The organism is Saccharopolyspora sp. 6M (assembly GCF_020176775.1).
Taxonomy (GTDB): domain Bacteria; phylum Actinomycetota; class Actinomycetes; order Mycobacteriales; family Pseudonocardiaceae; genus Saccharopolyspora_C; species Saccharopolyspora_C gregorii.
Genome location: NZ_JAIUJZ010000330.1, coordinates 1 through 2,647, shown reverse-complemented (window position 1 = coordinate 2,647; position 2,647 = coordinate 1). Strand labels below are relative to the sequence as shown.

The 2,647-nt window shown below is 75.2% G+C and carries 4 protein-coding genes; all 4 read right to left on the bottom strand.

Annotated elements, in window-relative coordinates:
• Positions 1-197: 197 nt before the first annotated feature.
• A complete protein-coding gene (locus LCD31_RS28595) occupies positions 198-686 on the bottom strand; it encodes a carbonic anhydrase (protein ID WP_224963280.1) in 489 nt (162 codons plus the stop codon).
• Positions 670-831 carry a hypothetical protein gene (locus tag LCD31_RS28590; protein WP_224963278.1) on the bottom strand — a complete coding sequence of 54 codons (162 nt, stop codon included), beginning with the start codon at positions 829-831 and terminating at the stop codon, positions 670-672. Before LCD31_RS28590 ends, LCD31_RS28595 begins: the two co-directional genes overlap by 17 nt.
• A 63-nt stretch (positions 832-894) precedes the next feature.
• Entirely contained in the window at positions 895-1,917 is a 1,023-nt protein-coding gene (locus tag LCD31_RS28585) for a hypothetical protein (RefSeq protein ID WP_224963276.1), read from the bottom strand.
• 197 nt (positions 1,918-2,114) lie between these two features.
• Positions 2,115-2,399, bottom strand: coding sequence for a DUF2631 domain-containing protein (locus LCD31_RS28580; RefSeq protein WP_224963274.1), 285 nt, complete (start codon positions 2,397-2,399; stop codon positions 2,115-2,117).
• Between the last annotated feature and the right edge of the window lie 248 nt (positions 2,400-2,647).

The following is a 2,647-nucleotide window of genomic DNA, read 5'->3' as shown; positions in this document are numbered from 1 at the left end:
CACGGTGCCGGTCGTGCTGGGCACGAGCTCCGACGGCCGTCCGCAGGGCTTCCTCGGCGTGGGGGGGGGGGGGGGCCCGGGCGGGGCGGGGGGGGGCGGCCGGGGGGCCCCCCCCCCCGCCCGCCAGGGGGCCGTCGCCGGCCGGACAGTGCTCCCTTCCCCTCGCACCGCACTGTCCGGCCGGCCTCCCGTCCGGGTCAGCTCACCTCGGCGAGCTTCCCGGTGGCGACGTCGAAGACGAACCCGCGCACCGAGCCCTTCTTCGGGATGAACGGGTCGTCGAGGATCCGCCGCAGCGAGCGCCGGACGTCCTCGGCGACGTCGGCGAACGCCTCCGCGGCCCACTCCGGTTCGGCCCCGACCTCCTGCCGGAGGGTGGCGGCGAACTCCTCGTCGGTGAACGTCAGCATCCCGCAGTCGGTGTGGTGGACGAGCACGATCTCCTCGGTGCCGAGCAGGCGTTGGCTGATCGCGAGCGACCGGACCTCGTCCGCGGTGATCACCCCGCCCGCGTTGCGGATCACGTGCGCCTCGCCTTCGCGCAGGCCGAGCGCGCGGTAGACGTCCAGCCGGGCGTCCATGCAGGCCACCACGGCGACGTGCTTGGACGGCGGGAGGGGGAGCGGGCCCTCGAAGCCCGCGGCGTAGACCTCGTTGTTGCGGAGCAGTTCATCGGTGACCGACATGATCGGTGACCTCCTCGTCGTGCTGGATGGCCGGCGTGCCGAGCGGGAGCGGCCGCGCACTTCGCTGCGCGCCCCGCCGACACGCCTGGTCGAACAGCGATCCGCGCCGGGTCGGCCAGAACGGGGTGAGCACCGCACCGGTCATGCGCCCACTCCAGGCGCTACGAGCGGTGCGCGCAAGGGCACGCCACGTGGTGGGACGCCGCGGTCACCCGTGCGGCGGAGCGCTGCCGGAGGTGCTCAGCGTCGCCGCGTCCGGCGGCCAGGCGATGCACTCGCCGATCGCGTCGCCGATGCCCGCGCGCGGCTCGGCCGAACCGGGAACCGTCACCGCGCCGTCCCGCAGCGCCTCCCGCAAGGCCAGCAGCACGCAGAGCTCGTAGCCGGTCCGGTCCACCCGGCCGGTCCGGTCCACCACGCCCTCCAACCAGCCCGCGGGCACCACGCCGCGCACGGGGACGTCCAGGCCGGACGGCAGGTAGCGGCCCTCGCCCCACACCCGGGTGGGGCCGTCGACCAGTTCCCCCAGCGCCGCCAGCAGCGGCCACCGGCGCCGGTCGCTGCTGCGGAAGTCCAGGACGTGCAGCAGCGCGGACAGCAGCTGCCGGTGGTCGGAGGTGTAGGTGATGTGCAACGCGGCCCGCGCGGCCCGTCCCCGGTCCGGCTCGGCGGAACGCCGCAGCAGCGCGTCCGCGTGCTCCTCGGGGGGCGACCAGCGCCGCCAGCGCCCGTCGGGCGGTGCGCCCGCGGCGCGCAACCGGGCGCCGGCGCGGGACCGCAGCTCGTCGATCAGGGTCAGCAGCACGCCCAGCAGCTCGCGGGTCAGCTCGCCCTGCCGGTGCCAGCACAGCGCGGCCAGCAGGGACAGCCGGGCGTTCGTCGACTCGGTGGGCAAGCCGTTCAGCGCCCGGTGCCGCCAGCAGTCGACGGTTTCGAGCGGGACGTCGGCGAACACGTCCGGTGGCAGCCGCAGCTCCCGCAGCCGGTCGAGGCGCTCTATCTCGTGGAGCACCTCGGGCAGCCGTTCCGGCGCCCGGTCCCCACCCACCTCGTCCAGGAAGGAGTCGGGCAACCGGAGGGAGCGGACGGCGCTGAGCTCGTCCAGCTCCAGGCAGAGCGCGTGCGCGTCGATCCGCGCGGGATCGGCCAGGAACTCGTGCGGTATCCGGTCGCGGCCCCGGGCACCCAGCAATCCGGCGAGCTCCTCGCCCGCCGCCCCCAGACGTGCCAAGACCCACCGGTGCAGTTGCGGCTCCGGGTAATGGCCCACGAAGCGAAACGTAGACCTCCCGTGGCAAACCCGATCGGGCGACCTCTGCTCAACCGCTGATCATCATCGCAGGTCGAGTCGGGGTCCGCTCCGCCGAGCGGGTGCCGGGTGCCACTCGAACGTCCCAACCGGGGCAAGTCCCCGGGTGACGCACCGCGTCAGCGGCGGAAGCCCTTGCGGCGGCGGCGCAGGTCGGCCAGCAGGCCGATCGCGACGATCACGGCGATGCCGATCAGCCAGATGTCCTCGGTCTTGAAGGCGTGGCCGCCGCTGAGGATGCCCTGGTGGTTGCCCACCAGCATGATCAGCAGGGCGAAGACGGTGAACCAGCCGGCGATCTGGGTGCCCTTGGGGAACCCGCCGTGCCAGCCCCACTCGACCGACGGCTCGTCTGCCGGGTCGATGGCCTGACTGGGCTTGGTGTCCAGTTCCGTGCTCGCCACGTACCCTCCTGCGCCACAACCCGCCACCGGGGCGGTTGAACCTGCTACTCGGCGCGGCACGCGCCACGCGTAGCCCATCTTCGCATAGCTCGAGCGCGCGCCGGTGCGCTGGTGGCGCAGCCCCGGCACAGCGCAAAGCCGCGGGGCCGGGGGGGCCCGGGGGCGGGGGGGGGGGGGGGGGGGGGGGGCGGGGGGCCCCCCGGGGGGGCGGGCCCGGGGGGGGGGGGGGGGACCGGGGGGTGGGCCGG

What these genes read in the sequence shown, in the direction of transcription:
- LCD31_RS28595 (WP_224963280.1), bottom strand. Translation starts at nt 686, where the DNA reads ATGTCGGTCACCGATGAACTGCTCCGCAACAACGAGGTCTACGCCGCG.
- LCD31_RS28590 (WP_224963278.1), bottom strand. Translation starts at nt 831, where the DNA reads ATGACCGGTGCGGTGCTCACCCCGTTCTGGCCGACCCGGCGCGGATCG.